Origin of the sequence: Pseudomonas sp. K2I15 (assembly GCF_002204795.1) — a bacterium.
Taxonomy (GTDB): domain Bacteria; phylum Pseudomonadota; class Gammaproteobacteria; order Pseudomonadales; family Pseudomonadaceae; genus Aquipseudomonas.
Map to the genome: position 1 here is coordinate 1 of NZ_NIXO01000010.1, position 25,010 is coordinate 25,010.

Sequence of the window (25,010 nt, forward strand, 5' to 3'; positions counted from 1 at the left end):
CTCCCCAGCCCCAAAAAAAAGGAGCACCCCCCATGCAGCTACGCGCCTTGCGATATTTCCACGAGGTCGCCCGCTGCGCCTCCCTGCGTAAGGCCGCCGAGCGTCTATACGTCACCCCAACCGCCGTCAGCCGCCAAATCGAACACCTTGAACACTTCTTCGGCGCCGCCCTGATTGAACGCGGCCCCCGCGGCATCCGCCTCACCGCAGAAGGCGAATGCCTCGCCGAACAAGTCACCTCAACCCTGCGCGGCCTCGACCAGGTACGCGAAGTCATCGCCAGCCGCCAAAGCCAGGTGGCCGGTAACATCAGCATCCATGTGTCAGAAAGTATCGTTTCCACCGTGCTCGCCCCGGTACTCGCCACCTTCTACCGCGCCCACCCCAAGGTCACCTTCAACATCGTGATCGCCAGCGCCTCCGCCACCCTCGATGCCCTGTGCAGCGGCGAAGCCGACCTGGGCCTGGCGTTCTATCTGCAAGAGCGCGCCGACGTTGAAGTCACCGCCCACTGCCAGTTATGGCACCGGGTGCTGGTCAGTGCCGAGCATCCTTTCGCCCAGCGCGAAAGCATCGAATTGAGCGAACTGGAGGGCCAGCCCCTGGCGATTCCCGACTCGGCCTATGGCGTGCGCCAGGCCCTGGAAGTGGCCGCGAAAAAACGCGGAGTGACGCTCGAACCGGTGTTCACCACCAGTTCCCTGGAAGTGCAGAAGAGCCTGGCCCGGCAACGGGCAGCCGTGCTGATTCTGCCCCAGGTAGAGGCAGACGTACGCGACTTGGGCGACGGCCTGGTCGCCGTGCCGATCGCCGATGAAGACCTCGGCCGCATCCGCATCGACCTGTGCGTATACCGCAACCGCCCCCGCTCGGTGGCGGTGCTCAAGTGCCAGGAGATGCTGGCGGGGGCGATGCAGCGTTGTTCGTTGAACTGAGCCCTAGAAGATGTTGATCGGCACGTTGGCGACGATGCGGAACTCGTCGTAGCTGCCGTCAATCTGCCCGCCGCTGGCGCGGTGGTTGTAGACGATGGTGCGCAGTACCGAGTTTTTCAGTTGCCCGGACTGGATCACGTAGGCCAGCATCAAGCCGTTTTCGTTGTGCTTGGCATCGTCCAGGCCGCGCACGTTGTAGCCGGTGTTGTGGCCGTTGCGGTCGCCGTCGTAGTGGGTGCCGTCGATGTCCCAGCCCTTGGCGTGCCACAGGCTGGCCGTGAGGCCGGGTACGCCGTAGGCGGCGAAGTCCAGGTCGTAGCGCAGTTGCCAGGATTTTTCGTTCGGGCCGTTGTAGTCCGAGTACAGCGAGTTGGCCATGTAGTTGCCGGTGGACTCCCACACGTAGTCGAAGTATTCGTTGCCGAACACTTGCTGCCAGGCCAGGGTCAGGCTGTGGGCCAGGTGCGTGGCGGTGAAGGCCAGGCTGGCAGCGTTGTTGTCGATGTAGCCGAGGTTTTTCGCCCCCGAATCGCTGGTGTGGTAGTAATTGAAGGCGGTCTTGAGGGCGATGTCGCTTTTGTCGCCGATGCGGTGGGTCAGGCCGACGTAGGTCTGGTCCCACATGTCTTCGAAACGCGATGCGTAGACGCTGGCTTCGAGCCCGTAACCCGGCTTGACCGTGGCTCCCAGGTAGCTGATGCGCGCGCCGCTGTAGGCGCGGTTGCCGAAGGTGGTGGTGAGCTTTTCGGCGCCGGTGCCGGTGCGCGGAATCGCCCGTTCGAAGCTGCCGCCTTGCACCGACAACCAGTCGAATTCGTTGCTGAACAGGCCCACGCCCTGGAAGCTGGAGGGCAGGGCGCGGTTGTCTTTGTAGCGCAGGATCGGGTTGTCGGTCATCAGACGGCCGGCCTTGATCTCGGTGCTGGACAGGCGAAAACGCACGTCGCCCACGCCCAGGCGGCTCCAGGTGGGAATCGCATCGCCGTCGCCGTTAACCAGCACGCGGTCGCCGCCATTGGCGACCTTGCCGTGGCCGCGTTCCAGGTTGACCGCGCTGAAGATCCCCGCGTCCACCCCCACGCCAATCAGGCCCTGGGTGTAGCCGGAGCTGTACTTGAGCATGCTGGTTTGTACCCAGGTTTCCCGCACGCGGGTGGGCTCGATGCCGCCGGCTTTCTTGATGCTAAGGTGGGTGGTGCGTTTGGTGTGCTGGTTGGAGTAGTAGTGACGCAAGTTCAGGTCCAGGGTGCTGCCTTCCAGGAAGCCCGGTGCGCTGGCTTGGGCGTTCTCTTGGGCGAAAGCCTGGGTACTGGAGGCCAAAGTGACGGCCAGCAAAAGACGTGGATACATGGTAAATCCCCATACAAATCAGACGTAAGGCGACCGTCCCGGCAAGGCCCTCAGGCGCTGCCGGTCGGTGGCGAAAAGACGCGGGACAGTGGGAAGCGTGTATCAGCGAACCGGGGCTTCTGCGAGCCGGGTTTCGCGAGCCGGGCTGCCGGGCAGCGAGGGGCGGGTTTCCTTGGCGAACCAGGCGGCGGTGAGGCACACCAGGTTGGCGATCAGCAGGTACCAGACCGGTGACATCGGGTCGCCGGTAGTGCCGATCAGCCAGGTGATGATGATCTGCGCGGTGCCACCAAACGCTGCGACACCGAAGGCGTAGACGATGGAGAAACCGGTGGAACGCACGGATTTCGGGAAGCTTTCCACCAGCAGCACGATCAACGCCGCGCCGCTCATGCCGTGCAGGCCCGAGAGTACTGCAAGGGTCAGCAGGAAGGTCGCCGGGCTTGGGTGCTCGGTCATCAATTGCAGGGCCGGGAACAGGATCAACAGCAATACTACCCGTGGCGTCATCAGGATCACCCGGCGGCCGAAACGGTCGCAGAGCATGCCGCCGGCCACCGCACACACGGCCATCGCGGCGCCAGCTACCAGGGTCGAAAGCATGGAGATGCTGGTGGGCAGCTTCAGCTCGGTGAGGGCGAAGGTGGTCATGTAGTTGAGGAAGTACTGGGTGATGGTGCTGCCGGAAAGGATCAGCAGCCCCAGTACCAGCGCCCGCCGATGTTTGCCGCAGACTTCCCGCACCAGGTCGCCGGTGCTGGTCTGCTCGCCGTGGCCGTGGAAGGTTTCGGCGAGGTTGCGGCGGATGTAGATGCCGATTGGCAACACCAGCAAGCCGAACACGAACGGTACGCGCCAGCCCCAGCTGTTGAGGTCTTCCGGGGACATGACTTTGGTCAGGGTGAAACCCACCAGCCCGGCCACCATGGCTGCCACGCCCTGGGCGACCACTTGCCAGCAGGCATAGGTGCCGCGTTTGTGCGGTGGCGCAGCTTCAAGGATGTAGGTGGTGGCGGGGCCGGCTTCGCCGCCCCAGGCCAGGCCCTGGATCATGCGGGTGACCACCAGCAGGATCGGCGCGGCGATGCCGATGGTGTCGTAGCCGGGCAATATCGCGATGCTGCCGGTGCCCACAGCCATCATCACCAGGGTCAACAGCATTGCCGGTTTGCGCCCGACGCGGTCGGCGTAGGCGCCGATCAGCACCGCGCCCAGGGGCCTGACGATAAAGCCGATACCGAAGGCCGTGACCGACAGCATCAAGCTGACGAAGGCGCTGTCGGACGGGAAAAACGTGTGGCCGATCATCACCGCAAAGGTTGCGTACACACCAAAGTCGAAAAACTCCACGGCGTTACCCAGGACCACGGCGAAGATGCTCTTTTTGCCGGCGTCCGGGGACGGTGTTTCGGGTGCGTGATCAGGATCGGATCGTGTCAATTGCTCAGTGTGCATACCAGCCCCTCGATTTTAGTTATAGGTCGTCCGAGCTCCCGGCCGGGTAGGCCCGGAGCTGGCGTGTGGGTGGGCAGTTCTTACAGCGTCAAAGTCAGGAAGGATTCGGCCAGTGGTGGATTGCGCCACGCCAGCTCTCGTAGGTTTTAGCGATTTGCAGCAGCCATTGATCGGCAAAGCGCGGAGCGATCATCTGCAGGCCGATGGGCATGCCGTCGGTGGCGAAACCGCAATTGATCGACAGCGCTGGTTGCTCGCCCATGTTCCAGGGCACGGTGAACACGATGTGTTCGAACGGCAGTTGCGGGTCATTACTCGGTGACGGCCATTCTGCCGGGAAGGCGTTGACCTGGTTGGTGGGGGAGAGCACCAGGTCGAGTTCGGTGAACACTTGCGCGGTGCGGCGGCGCATTTCGAAGGTCTGGTTGAAGCCCTTCACGGCCTGTACGCCACTGATCTCGGCACCGGGCGCGGCCCAGTCGCGGATATACGGCAAGACCTTGTCGAACTGCTCGCTGCTCAAGGCCGACAAGTCGCCCCACTGGCGGGCGCGCCAGAAATGGTCGAGGCCGTCGAGTTGCGCGCGGTCCATGATCGGCGGGATCAGCGTGACCTTGGCGCCATGGGCTTCGAACAGCCGCGCGGCGTGCTCCACGGCTTCACACACGAAGCCTTCAGGCTGCATGCCCACGCCGGGTTCGAGCATCAGGCCGACGCGCAGGCCCTTGACCGACAGCGGCTGGTTGCTCCACTCGGTAGTGAGCGGCGGCAGGCTGGTGGCGTCGCGGGCATCGGGGCGCGCCAGGTGTTGCATCAGCAGCACGCAGTCGTCGACGGTGCGGGTCATGGGCCCGGCGGCGCGGCCGGTGTAGTACGGGTCGATGGGGATGCGCCCCAGGGTCGGCTTGAACCCTACCAGGCCACACCAGGCGGCGGGCAGGCGCACCGAACCACCGATGTCGGTGCCCACGTGCAGCGGGCCGTAACCGGCGGCTGCGGCTGCGGCTGCACCGGAGCTGGAGCCGCCGGTGTTGTTGGCGGTGTTCCAGGGGTTGCGGGTGATGCCGTGGAAGCTCGACAGCCCGGAAGACAGCATGCCGAAATCCGGGTTGGTGGTCTTGGCCAGGATGATGGCGCCCGCTTCACGCATACGGGCAGCGGGCGGCGCGTCCTTGAGGGCCGGGGTCAGGCGCGTGGCGGCACTGCCGAGGGGAATGGGCACGCCTTCGGTGGCGATCAATTCCTTGAGTGTCACCGGCACGCCGTCGAGGGCGCCGTTGGGCTGGCCTTTGTTCCAGCGTTCGGTGGAGGCCTGGGCCTGCTGGCGTACCTGTTGCGGGTCGAAGGCGTAGAGCGCGTTGATCTGCGGCTCCCAGCGGTCGATGTGGGCCAGGAGCTGGTCGTAATAGTCGATGGGCGCGAGTTGCCGGCTGGCGAATTGCGCCAGCAGTTCGGCGGCCGTAAGGGTGTGCAGGTCAGTCATCGAACGCTTCCTTGGGATGGGCCGGCTGGCTCATGGCGGGTTGCAGTAGGGATGACTATATAAACCCGAGGGTGGCGCGGCCATCACAATCGGTGCAGTTCAGTGTTGCGTTTTTGTGTGCACTGAAACCCCGAGGCGCAGCCCCTAGATTATTTTAAATCCTCAGGCGCAGGCGCTTGAGGCTTTTGTCGCACGGATGGGGCGGTGATTGAAGAACTGCTCCTGTTGAGGTGGGCGGTTCTTTCGAGCGTGTGAAGTGTTCCAGGTGGTGAAATCGAAGCGAGTGACAGAGACTACGTTTTCCTGGATCAGCATGATGGGGGCGGGGTGGCTGTTATCTGAATATCGCGTGCCCAGGGTGACTTCCAGTGTGTCCTTGTCACGATAGCCGCTGAGTAGGGGAAGAAGAGTGAAGGCATGGTCCATTCCTTCTGACTCTGTGGGCATGCCAACGAATACGACAATACCGACATACACCTTCCGATCGTTCAAGCTGAACATGCAAGGTGTGTACTTCTGGATGGATTCCCTGAGCAGGTATTTGAAAGGCGTGCCTTCAAGGATATTCAAAGCGAGCCGGCAGTTTAGTTGTTCATCGGATTTCAACTTCAGCTCTTTTTTCTTCGTGTTGACATAAAGTCTTGCCCAGAGAGAAGGAATGACCATGGTGGTCAAACCGGTCTGCAGCCAGAAAACCCAAAGTGCGGCATTCTTTTCGTTGGCAATATCGAGTTGTACCAATAGGACGCCAAGATAGCGGCCATAGTCTGTTGCAACCTCACGGCCTGCGACGTAAACCGCCTGTTGGGACAATGCCAGAATCAAGGCACTTATCAGGCTAGCGACGACCAGGCAAACCAGCCCCAGTCGCGCAACATGCAGATAGAGTAACTGCCCTTCAAAACGATGCAGCCGGCAGTAGTAATAAGGATGTTTGATACACACCAGATAACCGCTGACCAGTAACGGAAAAATGATCAGCAGGCCCATGAATCACTGGACTCCATTTTGCGGACTTGGCGAATTGCTTCTTTGTAGGCCTCGGACTCCATGACTTCTTCGGCGGAGACTGAAATACCCCATTCTCCCTCAATCCTCATGGTTCTTTTTGACTTGATGGCTTCCACCGTATCCAAGTCATCCTGAGTCGGCTTACCGGCGAATAACGAATACAATCCAAACATGGCGACGACCTCGAAAAGATGTAGTCGTTTTTATAGCAAGCGGCCTTGACCCCCGCCATTGATGGCCGGTGTGCCAGCGTCGCCAGTTCCCGTAGGAAACGTCTCCATTCACTCCAACGGTCTAAAACGTCGGCGGCGTGATCACCCAAATCACCACCGCATCCACCTTCCCGGGGTTGCCATACCGATGCGGTTCACTGCTGGGGAAGCTGAAACTGTCCCCTTCATCCAGCTGGAAATGCCGCTCGCCCACCCACAACTCGAGTTTCCCACTCAGCACATAACCCGCTTCCTCACCCTCATGGCTATAACTCTGCTGGCTGTAGGTTCCAGGCGGAAAACGTGAATGCAGCATTTCCAATTGATGATTGGGCAGGGGCGTCAGCAACTGGTCGACGATGCCATCCTCATAGTGAATGCTCTGGCGATTGTTCTTGCGCACCACAAACCCTTCATCCTCCGCTGCCGGGGTGGTCTCACTGGCAAAAAACCACTGGATCGTCACCCCCAGGCTGCGGGCGATATTGAACAGTGCCGGAATCGACGGGTACGCGAGGTTGCGCTCCAGTTGGCTGATATAGCCGGCCGTCAATTCGCTCATCTGCGCCAATTCGGTCAGCGTCAAGCCCCGGGCCTTGCGCAAGCCACGGATGCGGGTGCCGAGAAACAGTTGTGGCGGTTGGTCGTTCAAATGTCCCACGCTACCTTCAATCCTTCATAAATCGCCTCTTCGGCGGTACGCGGCGCCAGGCAATCGCCGATGCGCCGGAACGCCACCAGGCCTTCCAGTTCTGCGCCCAGAGTGTCCACCGGTTGGTGGCCCTGGCACAACACCAGGGTGTCGATATTTTCCAGCAGTATCGGCTCGCCACTGGCAGTGTGTTGCAGGTAGACGGTGGTGTCGTCGCAGCCGTACAAGCGGGCGTAAGGGATGATCGAAATGCCCAGCCGATGCAGCTCGCCGGCCAGTTGATCACGCACGTATAACGGCAAATTTTCCCCGCAATGGGTGCCATTCACCGCCAGTTGCACCTGGTGGCCGGCGCGGGTCAGGCGTTCGGCGATGCCGGGGCCGATCCAGTCGCAACGCCAATCCACCACGACCACCGAACGGCCCAGCGGGACCTCATCGCGCAGCACTTGCCAGGCGTCCGCCACTTGCAACTCGCCGCCACGTTCGAAGGCCGGCCAATAGGGCTCGGCGCCGGTGGCGATGATCACCAGATCAGGTTGTTGACGCTCCACCAACGCGCGGTCGACGCGGGTATTGCGCATCACGCGAACCCCGGCCAGTTCCATCTCGCGTTGCAAATTGGTACTGGCGCCGCCGAACTCGCTGCGCCGTGGCAGCAACTGTGCGAGTAGCACCTGGCCGCCCAGCTGACCACTGGCTTCATACAAGGTCACCTCATGCCCGCGTTGCGCTGCTACTGCTGCGGCTTTCATCCCCGCCGGGCCGCCACCGGCCACCATGATCCGCTTGCGCCGCAGTGCCGGTTGCAGTTGGCCAAACTGCAATTCGCGGCCGGTCTCGGGGTGCTGGATGCAAGAGATCGGCAAGCCCTTGTGGAAGTGACCGATACAGGCCTGGTTGCAGGCGATGCAGGCCCGTACATCTTCGGCATGGCCGCTTGAGGTTTTGGCTGGCATTCGGGGGTCGCAGATCAGTGCGCGGGTCATGCCGCACACATCGGCCTGGCCGCGTTGCAGTATCAGTTCGGCCTCCTGGGGCTGGTTGATGCGCCCGGTGACGAACAGCGGAATCGACAGGCTGGCCTTGAACGTCGCGGCTTCTTCTGCGAGGTAAGCGGGGGCAATGGCCATCGGCGGTACGATATGAATCGCACCGCCGAGGGAGGCCGAGGTGCCGGCGACGATGTGCACATAATCCAGGTGTGATTGAAGGCTTTGCACGGCGGCCAGGGAATCCTCTTCGGTCAGGCCTTCGGGGTCGCGCTCATCGGCGGAAATACGCAGGCCGATGATGAAGTGCTTGTCGGTTTCAGCACGCACTGCCGCGATGATTTCCCGCAGGAAACGCAGGCGTTGTTCAAGCTCGCCGTTGTAGCCGTCGGTGCGGCGATTCACTCGCGGGTTAAGAAATTGCGCTGGCAGATAACCATGGCTGGCGACCACCTCCACACCATCGATCCCGGCCTGGTGCAGTCGCTTTGCTGCCGCACCGTAGCCCGCGACAATTTCGTCGATCATCGCCTGGTCAAGGGCACGCGGCATCACTCGAAAGCGCTCGTTGGGCACCCCGGAAGCCGAATAAGCCACCGCCAGCAAGCCGTCGGCAGACTCCATGATTTCGCGCCCCGGGTGGAAAATCTGCGACAGCACCACGGTACCGTGGGCATGGCAGGTTTCGGCCAGTTGGCGGTAGCCGTCGATGCAGCTGTCATCGGTGGCCATCAGTACATGGGAGGTGTAGCGGGCGCTGTCATGCACCCCGGCCACCTGCAACACAATCAGCCCCACGCCGCCCTCGGCGCGCGCCCGGTGATAGGCGATCAACTGCGCGTTGACCCGGTTGTCGGTGGGCATCGAGGTGTCGTGCCCGCTGGACATGATGCGGTTTTTCAGGCGTTTTCCGCGCAGTACCAACGGTTCAAAAAGACGTGGGAAGGCATGGGCCGACATGGTGCGGATACTCCAGGCGCTGTTGTTGTTATTTTTCTATAGGAGGTCAGCCTCAGTAAAAAATCAACTTGTTTTTTTACTGGCGACTGGATTAGCGTCAGCCACATCACTCACCCGCCTGGAGAATAAAAAAATGACTGGGGCCACCGAACGACAGCTGCGTGAAGAGCTCGCCGCTTGCTACCGCCTGATCGCGCACTTTCGCATGAGCGACCTGATCTTCACGCATATCTCGGTGCGCATTCCGGGGCCCGAGCATCACTTTTTGATCAACCCCTATGGGCTGATGTTTGAGGAGATCACCGCGTCCAGCCTGGTGAAAATCGGCCTGGACGGGCGTGCGGTCGAGGCGTCGGCCCATGGCGTCAACCCGGCGGGCTTTGTGATCCACAGCGCCATTCACGCGGCCCGCGCAGATGCCCAGTGCGTGCTGCACACCCACACCCGCGCAGGCTGCGCGGTGGCGGCACTCGAATGCGGGCTGTTGCCGGTGAACCAGATATCCATGGAGTTCTACGGCAAGGTCGCCTACCACGACTACGAAGGCGTAGCGCTGGATATGGACGAGCAACAACGACTGGTTCGTGACCTGGGCGACAAGCCGGTGTTGATGCTGCGCAACCATGGCCTGTTGACGGTAGGGGAGACGGTCAGTCAGGCATTCCTGCGCATGTACTACCTGGAAAAGGCCTGCGATATCCAGATCGCCGCCCAGGTGTGCGGCAAGCTGATCCTGCCGCCGGCCGATGTGTGTGAATACACCGAGCGGCAGTTCAATGAGCCTGGCCGGCCATTGGAAGAGGGTGAGCTGGCGGACCTGGACGCCATGCAACTGGCATGGGCGGCACTGCTGCGGTTGCTGGATCGGGTGTCGCCGGGGTTCCGGGAGTGAGGTAGAGTCGTCCAGCCGACTCAACCCAAGGACACCGCCTCATGACCCAGGAAACCCGTTTCTCCCGCATGGAACCGGAGTTGCGCAAGGCCAATCTGGTCCAGGCGACGCTGGTGTGCCTCAAGCGCGACGGCTTTCAGGGCGCGTCAATCCGCAAGATCAGTGCCGAGGCAGGGGTGTCGGTGGGGCTGATCAGTCATCACTATTCGGGCAAGGATGAACTGGTGGCCGAGGCCTATCGGTCGATCACCCGGCAGGTGATGGACCTGCTGCGTGATGCCATGGCCAAGGCGCCACCCAGCCCGCGCGAACGATTGTCGGCGTTTTTTCGCGGCTCGTTTTCCCCCGAGTTGCTGGACCCGCAACTGCTGGATGCCTGGTTGGTGTTCTGGGGCGCGGTCAAGACCGCGCCGGCGATCAACCAGGCCCACGAACATTCCTATGGCGAGTATCGCACCATCATGCGTTCGGCTTTGGTCGACATGGCTGCAGAGGAGGATTGGAAGCACTTTGACGCCGACTTGGCCGCCATTGCCTTGAGTGCCTTGCTCGATGGTTTGTGGCTGGAATCGGGGCTCAACCCCGGCACGTTCACCCCGGAGCAAGGTATCCAGATCTGCGAAGCCTGGGTCGATGGTTTGCAGGCCGGCGGCCGCCAGCGCTTCCAGATCAAACCCTGAACTGACGTTTTCTTCGCCGCCTGAACGCAATGTTCAGGCGGGCATTCCCCCTCGAAAAATATTTGCAGCTACCCGATTGCCTCCTTACTGAACACTCGTTTAGTATCGCCCCATGTCGCCCCCCTCAAGCCAATTAAAATAATTCGAGGATCCCATGACTACAGAACCGTCCGTGCTCACTCAAGTGCAAGCAGGCATCGCCTGGATCACTCTCAATCGTGGCGCCCAGCGCAATGCCCTGGACATCCCGACCCTCAAGCACTTGCATGCGTTGCTGGACGGATTCAACAGTGACCCGGCCGTGCGCGTGGTGGTGCTGACTGCCAGCGGTCGCAGCTTCTGCGCCGGTGCCGACCTCGCCGAATGGGCCGACGCCGAAGCCCGTGGCGCCCTCGAAACCTACGGCTGGACCGAAACCGCCCACGGCCTGATGACCCGCCTGCACACCCTCGACAAACCCACCATCGCCGCCATCAACGGCACGGCGGTCGGCGCCGGCGTGGACCTGACCCTGTGCTGCGACCTGCGCGTGGCGGCCCAATCGGCACGCTTCAAGGCCGGCTACACCAGTATGGCCTACTCGCCGGACGCCGGTGCCAGCTGGCATTTGCCGCGCTTGATCGGCAGTGAACAAGCCAAGCGCCTGCTGTTCCTCGATGAATTGTGGAGCGCTGATCGCGCCCTGGCCGCAGGCCTCGTGGGCGAAGTGGTCGCCGATGAGCAACTGCACGCCCACGTCACCGACCTGGCCACACGCCTGGCCAACGGCCCGACGTTCGCCTTTGCCCAAACTAAAACCCTTATCCGCGAAGGCGCCGCGCGCAGCCTGCCCGAGCAGCTCCAGGCTGAACTCGCCGCCGGCTTGCTGTGTGGCCGCAGTGCCGACGGTGCTGAAGCCTTGCGCGCCTCGATGGAAAAGCGCCCAGCGAATTTCTCCGGCAAATAATCCCGCCTCAAAACACCCTCGAACGATCGACAGGTAGCGCCATGAATTTCCAGCCCAGCCAAGAACAAGACATGTTGGTGGACGCGGTACGCAGTTTTGTTGCCAAGGAGTTGTTGCCCCACGAGGAGGCGGTGGACCGCGCCGATGAAGTCTCGCCGGAACTCGCCGCGCAGATCCGTGACAAGGCCATCGCTGCTGGTTTCTATGCCTTCAACATGCCGGAAGAAGTTGGCGGTGGCGGCCTGGATTACCTGTCCCAGGCGTTGATCGAACGGGAGTTGTCGAAGGTGTCCTGGGCGCTGCATGTGTTTGTCGCCCGGCCGTCGAAAATCCTCATGGCCTGCACCGGCGCGCAGATTGGCGAGTACCTGTTGCCGTGTGTGCAGGGCAAGAAGGTCGACTGCTTTGCCCTCACCGAACCGGGCGCCGGTTCTGATGCCAACGCGATCAAGACCCGCGCCGTGCGCAGCGGTGATGACTTTGTGCTGAATGGCAGCAAGCACTTCATCAGCCACGCCGGCCACGCGGATTTCGCCATCGTGTTTGCCGTCACCGACACCTACGAACACAACGGCCGCCAGCGTAACGCCGTGACCTCGTTCCTGGTGGACCGTGGCACGCCGGGCATGACCATTCGCCGGGGCCCCAAGTGCGTCAGTAACCGCGGTTACCACACCTATGAAATGTTCTTCGACGACTGCCGCGTACCGGCTTCCAAAGTCCTTGGTGAAGTCGGCAAAGGCTGGGAAGTCGCCAACGCCTGGCTGACTGCCGGCCGGGTGATGGTGGCCGCCAACTGCGTGGGCCAGGCCCAGCGTGCGCTGGATGTGTCCCTGCAATGGGCGGCAGACCGCAAACAGTTCGGCCAGCCCATCGGCACTTATCAAGGTATCTCGTTCAAGCTCGCCGACATGGCCACGCAAATCCGCGCAGCCGAACTGCTGACCCTGAACACCGCCTGGAAGATGGACCAGGGCACCATGACCGATGGCGAGGCTGGTATGGCCAAGCTGTTTGCCAGTGAAGTGCTGGGCAAGGTCGCCGACGAGGCTGTGCAGATTTACGGCGGCATGGGCTTGATGGACGAAGGGCCGGTGGAGCGCATCTGGCGCAACGCGCGGATCGAGCGGATCTGGGAAGGCACTTCGGAAATCCAGCGCCACATTATTGCCCGCGAACTGTTGCGGCCGCTGTTGCGCTGATCGGGTCGGAGAACGCTTATGTCCCAGGCTATTCGCGACAATCTCAAGCGCCTGCTGGCGCCCCGTCACCTGGCGTTCGTCGGTGGGCGCAGCATGGCCCGCGCCCTCAAGCGCTGCGCCGAGGGTGGTTTTGAGGGCCAGATGTGGCTGGTCAATCCGCAGCATGACAGCCTCGACGGCATTCCCTGCGTGCGTCGCGTGGCCGATTTGCCGTGCGGCCCGGATGCGGTGTTTATCGCCACCAACCGCGAGCTGACCCTGAGCTGTGTCGCCGAGTTGGCGGCCATCGGCACCGGTGGCGCTATTTGCTACGCCTCCGGGTTTGCCGAAACCGGCGCCGAGGGCCAGGCCTTGCAGCAACAATTGCTCAAGGCGGCGGGCGAGATGGCGCTGCTCGGTCCCAACTGCTATGGCCTGCTGGACTACCTGCACCGCTCGGCGTTGTGGCCGGTGGCCCATGGCGGCAAGCCGGTAGAGAAGGGCGTTGCGGTGCTGACCCAGAGCGGCAACTTCGCCTACAACCTGTCCATGAGTGACCGTTCGCTGCCGGTGGCCTATATGGCGTCGGTGGGCAACCAGGCGCAATTGGGCGTTGCCGAATTGCTGGATGTGCTGCTGGATGAGCCACGTGTCACGGCCATCGGCTTGCACCTGGAAGGCTTGAAGAATGTGCCGGGGTTTGCCCGTGCGGCCCACAAGGCGCTGGAAAAAGGTATCCCGATCATCGCCCTGAAAACCGGCGTGTCGCAGATCGGCGCCGAGTTGGCCTTGAGTCATACCAGCTCTTTATCGGGCTCTGATGCGCTGTACGACAGCCTGTTTGCGCGCCTCGGCGTGATCCGGGTGAGCGGGCCGGTGAGTTTTGTCGAAACCCTGAAAGCAGCGGCCTGCGGTAATTTGCCAGCGGGCAACAGCCTGATCGCCCTGGCCTGTTCCGGTGGCGATGCCGGGTTGATTGCCGACTACGCCGAGCGCAACGATTTAAGCCTGCCCAAACTCGATGAAGGCCAGCGCTCGGAACTGGCGCAGGTACTGCCCAGCTACGCCAACCTGGTCAACCCGCTGGACTTCACAACGGCCATCTGGGGCAACAGCGAAGCCCTGAATACGATGCTCGACACGGCACTGCGCACTGAAGCGGATGCGGCGATGCTGGTGCTCGACTACCCGGCTGAATTTACCGGTGAGCGCAAGGAATGCGACCTGCTGCTGGAGCTGTTTTGCAGCGCGCTGAGTCGCCACGGAAAGACCGGTTTTGTCACCTCGGCATTCCCCGAACTGCTGCCGGCCCACGCCCGCGAGCGCCTGCATGCCCAGGGTGTTGCGGCGTTGCAAGGTGTGGAAGATGCCATGGCTGCCTGGGGCCGGATTGCCGACTACCAAAACAATCGCCGGGCGCTCCTGGCGCGGGGTGAATCGATACTGGTCCCGCTGTGCCCGCAAGCGCTTGAAGAGCACGGGCAGTCGCTCAACGAGTGGGATTCCAAGCAAGCTTTACGCGCGTTCGGGTTGACTACGCCGACGGCCGTTTTGAGTACTCCCGCGCGGGCGATTGCCGACGCCAAACTGCTGGGCTACCCGCTGGTACTCAAAGCCGTCAGTGCCGACCTGCCGCATAAAACCGAAGCCGGCGCGGTGGCGCTCAACCTACGGGACGGCCTTGCCTTGACCGCCGCCCTGGCCCAGATGCGCGAGCAAATCGCCGCCTATGCACCAGACGTACCTTTCGATCACCTGCTGCTGGAATCCATGGCCACGCCACCGCTGGCCGAGCTGATTGTTGGTATCAAGCGCGAAAACGATTTCGGCCTGGCGTTGGTGATCGGCGCCGGTGGCATCCTCGTGGAATTGCTCAAGGACAGTCGCAGCCTGTTGCTGCCGACCACAGACGACGCGATCCGCAATGCCTTGCTCAGCCTGCGCAGCGCCGCATTGCTGCAAGGCTTTCGCGGGCGTGAAGTGGCCGACATGGAGGCGTTGGTGGCGGCCATTCGTGCGGTGGCCGACTACGCCTGCGCCAACGCCGGGCAGTTGCTGGAACTGGATGTAAACCCATTGCTGGTCAATGCCCGGGGCGCCACGGCGGTCGATGCATTGATCCGTCTCGCCCAGGCGTGAAGGAGATGACGATGCAAAGCAAAACCTTGACGGGCGGCCAGGCCCTGGTGCGATTACTGGCCAATTATGGTGTCGACACTGTATTCGGGATTCCTGGCGTGCATACGCTGGAGCTGTATCGCGGCTTGCCCGGCAGCGGCATCCGCCATGTGTTGACCCGCCATGAGCAGGGGGCCGGCTTCATGGCCGACGGTTATGCGCGGGTCAGCGGCAAGCCGGGTGTGTGTTTCATCATCACCGGGCCGGGTGTGACCAATGCCGCGACGGCCATCGGCCAGGCGTATGCCGACTCGATTCCGCTGCTGGTGATTTCCAGCGTCAACCACACCGCCAGCCTCGGCAAGGGTTGGGGCTGCCTGCATGAAACCCAGGACCAACGCGCGATGACCGCCCCCATCACCGCGTTTTCGGCGGTGGCGTTGAGTGCCGAGGATTTGCCGGAATTGATCGCGCGGGCCTACGCGGTGTTCGACAGTGAGCGGCCACGGCCGGTGCATATTTCGGTGCCGCTGGATGTGCTGTCGGCACCGATCAAGCGGGACTGGAGCAATGAAGTGGTGCGCCGTCCCGAGCGCGGTTTGCCGTCGGCTGAAAGCCTCGATCAGGCCGTGGCGAAACTGGCTGCGGCCAAGCGCCCGATGATCATCGCCGGTGGTGGTGCGTTGTTGGCGGCGGATGCCTTGCAGCGCTTGAGCACGCAATTGGCGGCGCCGTTTTTCAGCAGTGTGGCCGGCAAGGGTTTGCTGCCGGTGGAGCATCCGCTGAATGCCGGGGCCACCCTGTGCGTCGAGCCGGGCTGGCAGCTCATCGCGCAGGCGGATGTGGTGTTGGCCATCGGTACTGAAATGGCCGATACCGACTTCTGGCGCGAACGCCTGCCGATTAATGGCGAGCTGTTGCGAGTGGATATCGACCCGCGCAAGTTCAACGATTTTTATCCCTGTGCCGTGGCGCTGCACGGGGATGCCCACCACACCGCGCTGGTCCTGCTGGAGCGTCTGCCGGCCACGCCGTGCAACGCCGACGAGGCGCGCAGGGCCGTTGCGGCATTACGCCTGGCAGTCAGTAGCGGCCATGGTCCGTTGCAACGAATTCACCAGGCGATTCTCGACCGCGTGGCCGCCGAGCTGCCCGCCAATGCCTTCATCAGCAGTGACATGACCCAGCTGGCCTACACCGGCAACTACGCCTTCCCCAGCAACGCCACCCGCAGCTGGTTGCACCCCACCGGCTACGGCACCTTGGGCTATGGCCTGCCGGCCGGTATCGGCGCCAAGTTCGGCGCGCCTGAACGGCCTGGCCTGGTGCTGGTGGGCGACGGCGGTTTTCTCTACACCGCCCAGGAACTGGCCACGGCAGTGGAAGAGCTAAACAGTCCGCTGGTGGTGTTGCTGTGGAACAACGACGCCCTTGGGCAAATTCGCGACGACATGCTGAGCCTGGACATCGAACCCATCGGCGTACTGCCGCGCAATCCGGACTTCGCCGCGCTGGCGCGGGCGTTTGGTTGCACGGTCAGCGAGCCACAGAACCTGGATGAGCTGCAGACGGATTTGCGTAACGGTTTCAAGCGCAACAGCGTGACCTTGATCGAGTTGAAGCATGCCTGTGTGAACCTTTAGAGGAGCAACACCATGAGCGAAAACAACAACAAAATGACTCAAGCGATGCACCGACGGGACTTTCTCAAACACAGCGCCGTAGCCGGTGCCGTGGCGGCCGCGTTGTCCATGGGCCTGCCGCTGCACGCTTTCGCCGAAGAGGCCGTGCCCAAGCCGGGGGGCGTGCTGCGCATGGGCCTGGCCGGCGGCAGCACCACCGACTCCCGCGACCCCGGCTCCTGGGTAGACACCTTCACCTTCGTCGGCTTTTCGGCGGTGTACAACACCCTCACTGAAATCGCGGTGGACGGCCGCGCCATCCCTGAATTGGCCGAAAGCTTTGAGTCGACGCCCGACGCGCGCATCTGGACCTTCAAACTGCGCCAGGGCGTGACCTTCCATAACGGCAAAAGCCTGACCGCCGAAGACGTGGTGGCCTCGATCAACCACCACCTGGAGGCCAAATCCACCTCGGCGGCCAAGACGGTGCTCGGCGATGTGGCCAGCGTCAGCGCCAAGGGCACCGACGGGGTGGTGTTTGAACTGCACTCGGGCAATGCCGATTTCGCCTATGTGGTCGCTGATTACCACCTGGTGATCATGCCCGCCAAGGACGGCGCCGCCGACTGGCAGGCCGGGATCGGCACCAGCGGTTATCGCCTGAAAAGCTTCGAGCCCGGCGTGCGCATGGACCTGGAGCGCAACCCTGATTACTGGAAGCAGGGAAGGGCGCATTTCGCCAGTGCCGAGCTGATCGCCATTGCCGACGGCGCGGCGCGGGTGAATGCGCTGGTCACAGGGCAAGTGGACGTGATCAACAAGGTCGACCTGAAAACCGTGGCCCTGCTCAAGCGCAACCCTGCGCTGGTCATCGAAGAAACCAAGGGTGCCCAGCACTACACCTTCCCGATGTTGTGCGACAGCAATGAGTTCAAGAACAACGATATCCGCATGGCGATGAAGCATGCGATCAACCGCGAAACCCTGCTGGCCTCGGTGCTGCATGGCTATGGCCTGGTGGGCAACGATCATCCGATCCAACCCGGCAGCCGCTTCATAAATGCCGCCCTTGAGCAGCGTACCTACGACCCGGACAAGTCGCGTTTCTATCTGCGCAAGGCCGGTGTGGAGTCGCTCAAGGTGCGCCTGCAAGCCTCCGACGCCGCGTACACCGGCGCGGTGGACGCCTCGGTGCTGTTCAAGGAGCAGGCACGCCAGGCCGGGATTGATATCGACGTGGTGCGTGAACCGACCGATGGGTTCTTCTCCAACGTGTGGATGAAGCAGCCGTTCACCACCTCGTTCTGGTACAGCAGCCTCACCGCCGACCGCATGTTCAGCATCGGCTACGCCAAGGGCGCGGCGTGGAACGAAACCCATTGGGATAACGCCCGCTTCAACCAGTTGCTCAACGCTGCGCGCGGTGAGATGAACGCGCCGGTGCGCCAGGAGATGTACAACGAAATGCAGAGCCTGTGCCGCGACGATGGCGGGGCGATTGTGCCGCTGTTTGCCAGCTCCGTGGCGGCACGCTCGAACCGCGTCAGTCATGGACCGCTGACGGCGCCGTATGGGGAACTGGATGGGTTGCGGCTGATCGAGCGGTGGTGGCAGGCGTGAAGATTTCAGAAACGCCGCAAATCAAATGTGGGAGCGGGCTTCTGTGGTGAGCGGACTTGCCCCGCGTTGGGCTGCGAAGCAGCCCCATCAATCTGTGGTGAACCCGACGGGGGACAAGCCCCCTCGCCACAGCAAGCCCGCTCCCACATTGGATATTTGTCGCCTTCGGGAAAATGCCCAACTCATGAGAACCGAACATGAATAGCCTATTCAAACTGGTGCTCCAACGCCTCGCCCTCGGCCTGCTGTCTTTGTTCGCCGTGTCGGTGATCATCTTCCTGGCCGTGGGCATGCTTCCCGGCGATATCGCCCAGGCCATGCTCGGCCAGTCCGCCACGCCGGAAACCGTGGCGGCCTTTCGTGCACAACTGGGCCTGGACCTGCCACCCCTGAGCCGCTTCGTGCAATGGCTGCTGCGCCTGCTGCACGGCGACCTCGGCGCTTCCCTGGCCAACCAGCGGCCCATCGCCGAGCTGATTGGCGCACGCCTGGGCAACACCCTGCGCCTGGCGGCATTGGCCGCGCTGGTCTCGGTGCCCCTGGCGCTGGTGCTGGGGATGCTCGCTGCGCTGTACCGCAACAGTTGGTTCGATCGCCTGCTCAATACCTCGGCCCTGAGCGCGGTGTCGTTTCCCGAGTTCTTCGTCGCCTACCTGCTGATCCTGGTGTTTTCGGTCAAGCTCGGCTGGTTTCCCAGCCTGTCCAACCTGGCGCCCGACGCCTCATTCGGCACCATCCTCGACCGTTCGGTGCTGCCGGTCGCCACCCTGAGCCTGGTGGTGATCGCGCAGATGATGCGCATGACCCGCGCCTCGCTGATCAACCTGCTGGCCAGCCCCTACATCGAGATGGCCCGGCTCAAGGGCATCAGCCAGTCGCGGATTATCTGGCGCCACGCGCTGCCCAATGCGCTGGCGCCGATTGTCAACGTGATCGCGCTGAACCTGGCGTATCTGGTAGTGGGCGTGGTGGTGGTCGAGGTGGTCTTTGTCTACCCGGGGCTCGGCCAGTTGCTGGTGGACTCGGTGTCCAAGCGCGATATCCCGGTGGTGCAGGCCTGCAGCCTGATCTTCGCTGCCACTTACATCCTGCTCAACACCGGCGCCGATGTGCTGTCCATCGCCAGCAACCCACGCCTGATGCATCCCAAGGGGTAGACCATGAGCCTTCTCACACAACTGGCCCGGGCGCCATTGAGCGCGAAGTTCGGCCTGCTGATTATCGTGCTGTATGTGCTGGTGGCGCTGTTTGCACCGGTGCTCGCGCCGTATGGCGAAACCCAGGTGGTGGGTGACGGGTTTGCGCCCTGGAGCGGTCAGTTCCTGCTGGGCACCGATAACCTCGGACGGGATATGTTCAGCCGTCTGGTGTATGGCGCGCGCAATACCTTGGGCATCGCGTTTCTGACGACGGTGCTGGCGTTTTTGCTGGGCGGTTTGAGCGGCCTGGTGGCGGCGATCAAGGGTGGCTCGGTGGACCAGGGATTGTCGCGGGTGGTGGACATCTTGATGGCGATCCCGCAACTGATTTTCGCCTTGCTGATTCTCAGCGTGGTCGGCACCAACGCGACGTCGCTGGTGCTGGTGATTGCACTGCTGGACTCGACCCGGGTGTTTCGCCTGTCCCGGGCCGTGGCGATGACCGTGGTGGTACAGGACTTTGTCGAAGCCGCGCGGTTGCGTGGGGAAGGGCTGTGGTGGTTGGTCACCCGCGAAGTGCTGCCCAATGCCGCCGCGCCGTTGATTGCCGAGTTCGGCCTGCGGTTCTGCTTCGTGTTTTTGTTTATCAGTGCGCTGTCGTTCCTCGGCCTGGGCATTCAACCGCCGACCGCCGATTGGGGCAGCATGGTCCGCGACAATGCGGTGCTGATTACCTTCGGCGACATCAGCCCGTTGCTGCCGGCCCTGGCGGTGGCGTTGATCACCGTCAGCGTGAATTTTGTGGTCGACTGGATGCTGCATAAATCCAGCGGCCTGAAGGAGTGTTGAGGATGGACAAGCCACTGCTGGAAATCCGCAACCTGCAGATCGAAGGGCATTACGAAGATGCCTGGCACCCGCTGATCAAGGGCATCGACCTGACGTTGCAGCGGGGCGAGGTGCTGGGGTTGATTGGTGAGTCTGGCGCGGGTAAATCAACCTTGGGCCTGGCGGCCATGGGCTTTGCCCGCGATGGTTGCCGCATCACCGGCGGCTCGGTGTGCTTTGACGGCATTCAGCTGTTGCAGGCCAAGCCTGAAGCACTGCGCAAGCTGCGTGGCCTGCGCATTGCCTACGTTGCGCAAAGCGCCGCTGCCTCGTTCAACCCGGCCCACCGGCTGATTGACCAGCATGTGGAAGCGGCTGTGATCAACGGCGGTATCAGCCGTGCCCAGGCCGAACGCGAGGCGGTGGAGCTTTACCGCGTGCTGCGCCTGCCCAATCCGGAAACCATTGGCCAGCGTTATCCGCATCAGGTTTCCGGCGGGCAACTGCAACGGGTGATGACCGCTATGGCGATGGCTTGTCACCCCGATTTGATCATCTTCGACGAACCCACCACCGCCCTCGACGTCACCACCCAGATCGAAGTGCTGGCGGCGATTCGCGATGCGGTAAAAACCTTCGGCAGCGCCGCGCTGTATATCAGCCATGACCTGGCGGTGGTCGCGCAGATGGCCGACCGCATCATGGTGCTGCGCCACGGCAAGCTGGTGGAGGAGGCCGAGACTCGCACCATGCTCAGCGCACCGCAGCAGGACTACACCAAGTCCCTGTGGGCGGTGCGCAGTTTTCGCACCGAGCCCAAGGCTTGCCCGGAGCAGCAAGTGCCGTTGTTGGAGGTGCGCCAGGTGTGCGCCAGCTACGGGCATCAGCCGGTGCTGCACGACGTGTCGATGAGCCTGTATCGCGGCCAGACGTTGGCGGTGATCGGCGAATCCGGCAGTGGCAAAAGCTCCACGGCACGCCTGATCACCGGGCTGCTGCCGGCCACGGCGGGGCAGGTGCTGTATGACGGCGAAGCGTTACCGGTGGATTTTCGTCGGCGTAGCAAGGAGCAGTTGCGGCGGATCCAGATGATCTATCAGATCCCGGATACCGCGCTGAACCCGCGCCAACGCATCGTCGATATTATCGGCCGGCCACTGACCTTCTACCTCGGCCTCAAGGGCAAGGCCATGCGCGCCCGTGTCGCCGAGTTACTGGAGATGATCGAACTGGACCCTGCCACCTTCATGGAGCGTCAGCCACGTGAACTGTCCGGCGGCCAGAAGCAGCGGATTTGCATCGCCCGCGCCCTGGCGGCCGACCCGCAACTGATTATCTGCGATGAAGTGACCTCGGCCCTGGATCAACTGGTGGCCGAGGGCGTGCTGAAGTTGCTCAACCGTATCCAGCAGCAGTTGGGCGTGGCCTACCTGTTTATCACCCACGACGTGGCTACCGTGCGCGCCATCGCCGATGAAGTGGTGGTGATGCAACGCGGCAGGGTGGTGGACCAGGGCAGCCGCAGCGCGATCTTCACGCCGCCGTATCAGGACTACACCGGCCTGCTATTTTCATCGGAGCCGGAAATGGACCCCGACTGGCTGGACCATGTGCTGGCCGAACGGGCCGCGCTTACTTCTTGAGGAACGTTTATGAAGGTTTTGATTGTCCATGCTCATCCCGAGCCGCAGTCGTTTACCGCGGCCTTGCGTGACCAGGCCATTTCCACCCTGCAAGCGCAGGGGCATGAGGTGCAGGTCAGCGATCTCTATGGGATGAACTGGAACCCGGTGGCCAGCGCCTCGGACTTTACCTCGCGGGAGAATCCCGAGTACCTGGTGTATGCGCTGGAGCAGCGACTGGGGGTGAAAAGCCAATCCATCGCGGCGGATATCCAGCAGGAGTTGGACAAGCTGCTGTGGGCCGATTTGCTGATCCTCAACTTCCCGATCTTCTGGTTCTCGGCCCCGGCGATGCTCAAGGGCTGGATTGACCGGGTGCTGGTGTCGGGTGTGTGCTACGGCGGCAAGCGGTTTTATGATCAGGGCGGGCTCGCCGGCAAGAAAGCGCTGGTGACGGTCACCCTCGGCGGGCGCGAGCATATGTTTGGCGAACGTGCGATTCACGGACCGCTTGCGGACATGCTGCGGCCGATTCTGCGTGGCACGCTGGCGTATGTTGGCTTTGAGGTGCTGGAGCCGTTTGTGGCGTGGCATGTGCCGTATATCAGCGCCGAGGCCCGCCAGGATTTCCTGCACGGTTACCAGCAGCGATTGGAAAGGCTGGCGGATGACCAGCCGTTGGTGTTTCCCAAGCTGGAGCAGTTTGATGAGGCGCTGTACCCGCTCACATGAGTGCAGTGGAGATCTAATGTGGGAGCGGGCTTGCTCGCCAATACGTTGGGTCAGCTAATACATGTGCTGACTGACACACCGCTTTCGCGAGCAAGCCCGCTCCCACAGTTTGATCTCCATGGATCAACCCGTTTAGGGCTGTGCCCGCAATCGCTCGGCGGCGCTGCGCAGCAACTGCTCGGTGCCGTTCCAGCCCAGGCAACCGTCGGTGATCGACACGCCGTATTTTATCGACGGGCCGAGCGGCTGGCAGCCTTCGAACAGGTGGCTTTCGATCATCATGCCGATCAGCGACGTGTCGCCCTGCAAGCGCTGCTCCAGCACATCATTGAACACCGCCGGTTGGCGCAGCGGGTCTTTGCCGCTGTTGGCGTGGCTGCAGTCGACCATGATCCGTGGCGTGACTTTGCTCTTGGCCAGGTCCGCGTGAACCTGCGCCACGCTCTGGCGATCGTAGTTCGGCCCACGGTGGCCGCCGCGCAATACCAGGTGGGTATCGGGGTTGCCCGGGGTCTGAATGATCGCCGGATGGCCCTGGCTGTCGACACCGAAGTGGCGGTGCGGGTGAGCCGCGGAGCGCATGGCGTCACAGGCGATGGCCACGCCGCCGTCGGTGCCGTTCTTGAAGCCCACGGGCATGCCGAGGCCGCTGGCCATTTCGCGGTGGATCTGCGATTCGGTGGTGCGCGCGCCAATGGCGACCCAGCTCAGCAGGTCATCGAAGTAGCCGGCGGCCATCGGTTGCAGCAACTCGGTGGCCACCGGCAAGCCCAGGCGCAGCATTTCGCGCATCAGTTCCCGGGACAGGCTCAGGCCGGCGGCCATGTCGTCGCTGCCATCCAGGCGCGGGTCGTAGGCCAGGCCTTTCCAGCCGATGGTGGTGCGGGGTTTTTCGACGTAGGCGCGGATCACCAGCAGCATCTGGTCACTGACTTCATGGGCCAGTTTTTTCAGGTTGCGCGCGTATTCCATGGCCGATTCCGGGTCGTGGATCGAGCACGGGCCGACGATCACCAACAGGCGTGAATCTTCGCCCTTGAGGATGGCGCGAACGGCTTGGCGATGGGCGTGGATCTGTTCGTTGAGGAACGGGCTCAGGGGCAGTTGGTGCTTGAGCTCAAGGGAGCTGGGCAAACGCTGGGTCAGCGCTTCATTGGCGCAGGACAGGGTGGAAACAGGCACAGCGGCGATGGACGAGTTCATATTCGGGCTTCCTGGGCAAGCGGCGGGCTGTTCCCGCGCGCTTGGCCCTACTGGGGTGTTCGACAATTGGCCGTATTGGCTACGCGTGTTGGCTTGCCACCAATAGGTGACCGATCGGAGGCGGCAGGCTGTCCCGAACGGAGCTTGCTAAATCGCCAGGCGGTGGAGGTGTCGTAGCGGTAATAGGTGGCGTAGTTCATGTCGTGAGTCCTTTAAGTGTTCGGTGTGTGGCAAAAATAATAAGGGCTGAAAAAACAAAACCCCCGGTCGGGGAGCCGACCGGGGGTTAGATTTCTCTGGTAGGCGACCCCTTGAGTAGTGGGCGCCGATTTCAGGTATCAGGCGCGCCAGTGGCTAAACCAATACCCAAAATAAAAGCTTACCAGTGCGCTCAAACCGCTCACACGGCTAGCCACGACCGAGCGCTGGGCGCTGGCAGCAGGGCAAACCTGAGTGTGGGTGAGTTGCAACATGGTGTGTCTCCAAATGATGGGTGGAGCTTAACTGAGGCGAGTGGGCGGATTCAATCAGTAATTTCTATTGAGGTTGGGTACTTACGGCTATGACCCAAGTATCGATATGCTGCACAGACTTCACGATGATTGCCTGGATGCGACCATGACTGCCTTGACGATTGCTGCTGCCCAATCCATTTCCATTGCGGGCGACGTGCCCGGCAATATCGCCCGTCACCTGGCATTCATGTGTATTGCGGCAGAGCACGGTGTGCAATTGTTGGTGTTTCCAGAACTGTCCCTGACCGGCTATGAGCCGCCCCTGGCCGCCGGGCTGGCGATTGCGCCGGACGATGAAGTGCTGGCGCCGTTGCGGGAGATGGCCCGTGAGTTGCGCATCACCGCTGTGGTGGGCATGCCGATTCGCCTGGGTGGCGCAAGTGAGGTGTTGATCGGCGCACTGGTGCTGGGGCCGGACGGCTCGGTGGCCGTCTATACCAAACAGCATCTGCACCCTGGCGAAGAAGCAGCGTTTGCTGCGGGGCAGGGCGGTGCGGCCCTTGAATGGGGTGAAGACCGGATTGCCCTGGCTGTATGCGCAGACTTCTCCCACGCCAGACATCCACGGCAGGCTGCCGAGGCCGGGGCGACTATCTACGCCGCCGGCGTGCTGATCAGCGAAGGCGGCTACGCGCCGGACACCACGTTGCTCCAGGGCTACGCCGCTGAGCATCAAATGGTGGTGCTGATGGCCAACCACGGCGGCCCAACCGGTGGCTGGACCTGCGCCGGGCGCAGCGCAATCTGGGGCGCTGATGGCGGTTTGATCGCAGCTAGCCCGGGTGTGGGCGATACGCTGGTGATTGCGCGGCGCGACCCGGCAGGCGAGTGGCACGGGGAACAGGTGGCGATTTAGGGAGCG

Annotated in this window: 20 protein-coding genes; 13 read left to right on the forward strand and 7 right to left on the reverse strand. The window is 62.5% G+C overall.

Translation table 11 applies throughout. The features are described 5' to 3' along the window. Nucleotides 1–32 precede the first annotated feature (32 nt). Nucleotides 33–935, forward strand: coding sequence for a LysR family transcriptional regulator (locus CEC48_RS08865; RefSeq protein ID WP_017475444.1), 903 nt, complete (start codon nt 33–35; stop codon nt 933–935). Nucleotides 936–938: 3 nt separating this feature from the next. Here CEC48_RS08865 and CEC48_RS08870 read toward each other — a convergent pair whose 3' ends face one another. From CEC48_RS08870 to CEC48_RS08900, 6 genes are all read right to left on the reverse strand, one after another. Further along, nucleotides 939–2,285, reverse strand: coding sequence for an OprD family outer membrane porin (locus tag CEC48_RS08870; protein WP_088423392.1), 1,347 nt, complete (start codon nt 2,283–2,285; stop codon nt 939–941). A gap of 102 nt (nt 2,286–2,387) precedes the next feature. Further along, entirely contained in the window at nt 2,388–3,740 is a 1,353-nt protein-coding gene (locus tag CEC48_RS08875; protein ID WP_256579683.1) for a citrate-proton symporter, read from the reverse strand. 94 nt (nt 3,741–3,834) lie between these two features. Next, a complete protein-coding gene (locus CEC48_RS08880) occupies nt 3,835–5,223 on the reverse strand; it encodes an amidase (RefSeq protein ID WP_088423393.1) in 1,389 nt (462 codons plus the stop codon). Between the two features lie 162 nt (nt 5,224–5,385). Then, the gene (locus CEC48_RS08885) at nt 5,386–6,213 is read right to left on the reverse strand and encodes a hypothetical protein (RefSeq protein WP_088423394.1); all 828 of its coding nucleotides are present in this window, start codon (nt 6,211–6,213) and stop codon (nt 5,386–5,388) included. A 315-nt stretch (nt 6,214–6,528) separates the two neighbouring features. Further along, complete coding sequence (locus CEC48_RS08895) at nt 6,529–7,107, reverse strand: helix-turn-helix domain-containing protein (protein ID WP_256579684.1); 579 nt, start codon at nt 7,105–7,107, stop codon at nt 6,529–6,531. Next, nucleotides 7,095–9,050, reverse strand: coding sequence for an FAD-dependent oxidoreductase (locus CEC48_RS08900; RefSeq protein WP_088423397.1), 1,956 nt, complete (start codon nt 9,048–9,050; stop codon nt 7,095–7,097). Before CEC48_RS08900 ends, CEC48_RS08895 begins: the two co-directional genes overlap by 13 nt. A gap of 133 nt (nt 9,051–9,183) precedes the next feature. Here CEC48_RS08900 and CEC48_RS08905 point away from each other — a divergent pair, with 133 nt between their 5' ends. The 11 genes from CEC48_RS08905 (at nt 9,184) to CEC48_RS08955 (ending at nt 22,430) form a co-directional block, all read left to right on the forward strand. Next, nucleotides 9,184–9,942, forward strand: coding sequence for a class II aldolase/adducin family protein (locus tag CEC48_RS08905; RefSeq protein WP_088423398.1), 759 nt, complete (start codon nt 9,184–9,186; stop codon nt 9,940–9,942). 41 nt (nt 9,943–9,983) lie between these two features. Next, nucleotides 9,984–10,622 (forward strand): TetR family transcriptional regulator C-terminal domain-containing protein, encoded by a 639-nt coding sequence (locus CEC48_RS08910; protein ID WP_088423399.1) that lies wholly within the window; start codon nt 9,984–9,986, stop codon nt 10,620–10,622. Between the two features lie 154 nt (nt 10,623–10,776). Further along, the gene (locus CEC48_RS08915) at nt 10,777–11,568 is read left to right on the forward strand and encodes an enoyl-CoA hydratase/isomerase family protein (RefSeq protein WP_088423400.1); all 792 of its coding nucleotides are present in this window, start codon (nt 10,777–10,779) and stop codon (nt 11,566–11,568) included. Between the two features lie 41 nt (nt 11,569–11,609). Next, nucleotides 11,610–12,770, forward strand: coding sequence for an acyl-CoA dehydrogenase family protein (locus CEC48_RS08920; RefSeq protein WP_088423401.1), 1,161 nt, complete (start codon nt 11,610–11,612; stop codon nt 12,768–12,770). A gap of 18 nt (nt 12,771–12,788) precedes the next feature. Beyond that, nucleotides 12,789–14,888: an acetate--CoA ligase family protein gene (locus CEC48_RS08925; protein WP_088423402.1), complete on the forward strand. Its 2,100-nt coding sequence runs from the start codon at nt 12,789–12,791 to the stop codon at nt 14,886–14,888. An 11-nt stretch (nt 14,889–14,899) separates the two neighbouring features. After that, nucleotides 14,900–16,510 carry a 5-guanidino-2-oxopentanoate decarboxylase gene (locus CEC48_RS08930; RefSeq protein ID WP_088423403.1) on the forward strand — a complete coding sequence of 537 codons (1,611 nt, stop codon included), beginning with the start codon at nt 14,900–14,902 and terminating at the stop codon, nt 16,508–16,510. 12 nt (nt 16,511–16,522) lie between these two features. Further along, the gene (locus CEC48_RS08935) at nt 16,523–18,109 is read left to right on the forward strand and encodes an ABC transporter substrate-binding protein (RefSeq protein WP_088423404.1); all 1,587 of its coding nucleotides are present in this window, start codon (nt 16,523–16,525) and stop codon (nt 18,107–18,109) included. 197 nt (nt 18,110–18,306) lie between these two features. Continuing rightward, the gene (locus tag CEC48_RS08940) at nt 18,307–19,266 is read left to right on the forward strand and encodes an ABC transporter permease (RefSeq protein ID WP_088423405.1); all 960 of its coding nucleotides are present in this window, start codon (nt 18,307–18,309) and stop codon (nt 19,264–19,266) included. Between the two features lie 3 nt (nt 19,267–19,269). After that, complete coding sequence (locus tag CEC48_RS08945; protein WP_088423406.1) at nt 19,270–20,097, forward strand: ABC transporter permease; 828 nt, start codon at nt 19,270–19,272, stop codon at nt 20,095–20,097. Between the two features lie 2 nt (nt 20,098–20,099). Further along, nucleotides 20,100–21,719, forward strand: coding sequence for an ABC transporter ATP-binding protein (locus CEC48_RS08950; RefSeq protein ID WP_088423407.1), 1,620 nt, complete (start codon nt 20,100–20,102; stop codon nt 21,717–21,719). A gap of 9 nt (nt 21,720–21,728) precedes the next feature. After that, complete coding sequence (locus CEC48_RS08955; protein WP_088423408.1) at nt 21,729–22,430, forward strand: NAD(P)H-dependent oxidoreductase; 702 nt, start codon at nt 21,729–21,731, stop codon at nt 22,428–22,430. A gap of 132 nt (nt 22,431–22,562) precedes the next feature. On the opposite strand, the gene CEC48_RS08960 is transcribed toward CEC48_RS08955, so the two are convergent. Next, nucleotides 22,563–23,633: a 3-deoxy-7-phosphoheptulonate synthase gene (locus CEC48_RS08960; RefSeq protein WP_088423409.1), complete on the reverse strand. Its 1,071-nt coding sequence runs from the start codon at nt 23,631–23,633 to the stop codon at nt 22,563–22,565. A 618-nt stretch (nt 23,634–24,251) separates the two neighbouring features. On the opposite strand from CEC48_RS08960, the gene CEC48_RS08965 reads away from it, so the two are divergent. Continuing rightward, entirely contained in the window at nt 24,252–25,004 is a 753-nt protein-coding gene (locus tag CEC48_RS08965; RefSeq protein ID WP_088423410.1) for a carbon-nitrogen hydrolase family protein, read from the forward strand. Nucleotides 25,005–25,010 lie beyond the last annotated feature (6 nt).

Coding starts and splice junctions, on each gene's coding strand:
- CEC48_RS08940 (WP_088423405.1), top strand. CDS start 18,307: ATGAATAGCCTATTCAAACTGGTGCTCCAACGCCTCGCCCTCGGCCTG.
- CEC48_RS08945 (WP_088423406.1), top strand. CDS start 19,270: ATGAGCCTTCTCACACAACTGGCCCGGGCGCCATTGAGCGCGAAGTTC.
- CEC48_RS08915 (WP_088423400.1), top strand. CDS start 10,777: ATGACTACAGAACCGTCCGTGCTCACTCAAGTGCAAGCAGGCATCGCC.
- CEC48_RS08905 (WP_088423398.1), top strand. CDS start 9,184: ATGACTGGGGCCACCGAACGACAGCTGCGTGAAGAGCTCGCCGCTTGC.
- CEC48_RS08920 (WP_088423401.1), top strand. CDS start 11,610: ATGAATTTCCAGCCCAGCCAAGAACAAGACATGTTGGTGGACGCGGTA.
- CEC48_RS08960 (WP_088423409.1), bottom strand. CDS start 23,633: ATGAACTCGTCCATCGCCGCTGTGCCTGTTTCCACCCTGTCCTGCGCC.
- CEC48_RS08885 (WP_088423394.1), bottom strand. CDS start 6,213: ATGGGCCTGCTGATCATTTTTCCGTTACTGGTCAGCGGTTATCTGGTG.
- CEC48_RS08930 (WP_088423403.1), top strand. CDS start 14,900: ATGCAAAGCAAAACCTTGACGGGCGGCCAGGCCCTGGTGCGATTACTG.
- CEC48_RS08880 (WP_088423393.1), bottom strand. CDS start 5,223: ATGACTGACCTGCACACCCTTACGGCCGCCGAACTGCTGGCGCAATTC.
- CEC48_RS08965 (WP_088423410.1), top strand. CDS start 24,252: ATGACTGCCTTGACGATTGCTGCTGCCCAATCCATTTCCATTGCGGGC.
- CEC48_RS08900 (WP_088423397.1), bottom strand. CDS start 9,050: ATGTCGGCCCATGCCTTCCCACGTCTTTTTGAACCGTTGGTACTGCGC.
- CEC48_RS08865 (WP_017475444.1), top strand. CDS start 33: ATGCAGCTACGCGCCTTGCGATATTTCCACGAGGTCGCCCGCTGCGCC.
- CEC48_RS08935 (WP_088423404.1), top strand. CDS start 16,523: ATGAGCGAAAACAACAACAAAATGACTCAAGCGATGCACCGACGGGAC.
- CEC48_RS08955 (WP_088423408.1), top strand. CDS start 21,729: ATGAAGGTTTTGATTGTCCATGCTCATCCCGAGCCGCAGTCGTTTACC.
- CEC48_RS08910 (WP_088423399.1), top strand. CDS start 9,984: ATGACCCAGGAAACCCGTTTCTCCCGCATGGAACCGGAGTTGCGCAAG.
- CEC48_RS08925 (WP_088423402.1), top strand. CDS start 12,789: ATGTCCCAGGCTATTCGCGACAATCTCAAGCGCCTGCTGGCGCCCCGT.
- CEC48_RS08870 (WP_088423392.1), bottom strand. CDS start 2,285: ATGTATCCACGTCTTTTGCTGGCCGTCACTTTGGCCTCCAGTACCCAG.
- CEC48_RS08875 (WP_256579683.1), bottom strand. CDS start 3,740: ATGCACACTGAGCAATTGACACGATCCGATCCTGATCACGCACCCGAA.
- CEC48_RS08950 (WP_088423407.1), top strand. CDS start 20,100: ATGGACAAGCCACTGCTGGAAATCCGCAACCTGCAGATCGAAGGGCAT.